This is a genomic window from Corynebacterium sp. HMSC074A09 (assembly GCF_001811545.1).
Lineage (GTDB): Bacteria > Actinomycetota > Actinomycetes > Mycobacteriales > Mycobacteriaceae > Corynebacterium > Corynebacterium hiratae.
Genome location: NZ_KV805173.1, coordinates 1 through 1,596, shown reverse-complemented (window position 1 = coordinate 1,596; position 1,596 = coordinate 1). Strand labels below are relative to the sequence as shown.

The 1,596-nt window shown below is 45.9% G+C and carries 1 protein-coding gene; it reads right to left on the bottom strand.

Features of this window, described 5'->3' with window-relative positions; all coding sequences use genetic code 11:
* Window positions 1-277 precede the first annotated feature (277 nt).
* Complete coding sequence (locus HMPREF2807_RS12420) at window positions 278-1,321, bottom strand: hypothetical protein (RefSeq protein ID WP_158010542.1); 1,044 nt, start codon at window positions 1,319-1,321, stop codon at window positions 278-280.
* Window positions 1,322-1,596 lie beyond the last annotated feature (275 nt).

Genomic DNA, 1,596 nt, shown 5'->3' with positions numbered 1-1,596 from the left:
CGAGGTTGACAAACTATATAGGAACACCCCCCTTAGCCGCCGCATTCTTTCACGTGTTCTAAAACGCTGGTCGCAAATAAACCATTCCAATAGACGGCCACCGACACTGCTAATAGACCAATTCACTCGACCAGACGGACTACTAGGGCTCGCGCATGGGTGCGTCGAAGTTCGCGCTCGTGCGCACTGCATCCAAGATTCATGTCGTGGGTACCAGCGCCCACGTCTATTCCTACTGTTAATTCTCGGGCTTTCGAAGATATCCTTCACTATAAATTTACACACCTACTACTTCGTAAATTTTTGCACCTATTAAATTTGCAAACCCGATACCAAAAGCTGACGCCATCGAAAATATAGCTACTACAAATGTCCGATCTTTATCATCACCTTTCTCATACTGAAACTGCCAAGCCATAATAGTTGCGAACGTCCGGGCGGTATGATTAAAGCAGAATACCGCCATCAAGGCTAATGAAAAGACAATCATTGATTGTAAGAGCACGGCACTGCTAACTAAGAGAATCCCGCCAAACACCCCCAAAGCAACTGCTAGCAAGAGTAAGGCGAAATTTGAAGCCCCACCTCCTTCCTTGAAGCCAGAGTTCTTCTGGATAACATAATTGATCGCAATTTCTATAAATACAGAGCACAATAGCAACCAACTAAGCTTACTTCCCTTGGATGCCAGTATGTACGGCACTAGAACGGAACCGGTTGTGACAATTGCGAATGTAACAAGGACTTTTAGACAAGAAATCCATACATCTGTTGCCAATGAAAATCTGACGGGAAATGAAGCTCGGCGTACAACCTCGACCCCTTGATTTTGCTTCAATACTTGCGTCGCGAGGATACAAACAAAATATCCAAAAATCCCAAGCAACGCAGCAAAGGTTCGAATCGAGATATCAAAAAGCAGAATGCATGATACGGTGGCTGTCCCAAGTAGAACGACAGTCAACGTTGCTGTTCGTAGCCCAATTTTGAAACTAACTAGCTCCTCTTTTTGCAGGTAACGTGGAGGAAGAGCACCTCTCAGAGGCGAAACAAACCTTCCAAGCAAAAAGATTCCAACCAAAGCACCCATCAATGGGATTTGACCAGGGACTATTCCAAGAACAGCATATGCGACAACCTGAAAAATCTGCACACAGCCGAGAACCCTAGCTTCGCCCACGACATCTCCGAGACGTGCAAGCGGCAACGACAGAATTGTCCCAATAACAATGCCCGTGCCCACCGCATGCAAAGCACCTTGACCATCAAGACCAGATTCTACTGTCAGGTAACCTACAGAAGCTGCAAGAAATGAAGTCACGTACGCATCCACAAGAACATTCACTCTGATTACAGTTGCAGGAGAGAGCATTTTCCTTAAGAGCATCTCAAGACACCTCCAACTGGATTTCTACGAATGACAACTCAATGCTTGTGACATTAGAAAACTGAGCGACGAATCCGTCCACCGAATCTCGTAGCCCGGGCTAGATCCGCAAAAAGCAACGCCGAACGCTAATTCAACCATTTTGATTAGTGTAGCTGAAATAAGCTCCTAGAAAGTGGACCTGACCCCTGTTTGGTAGACACCTGATA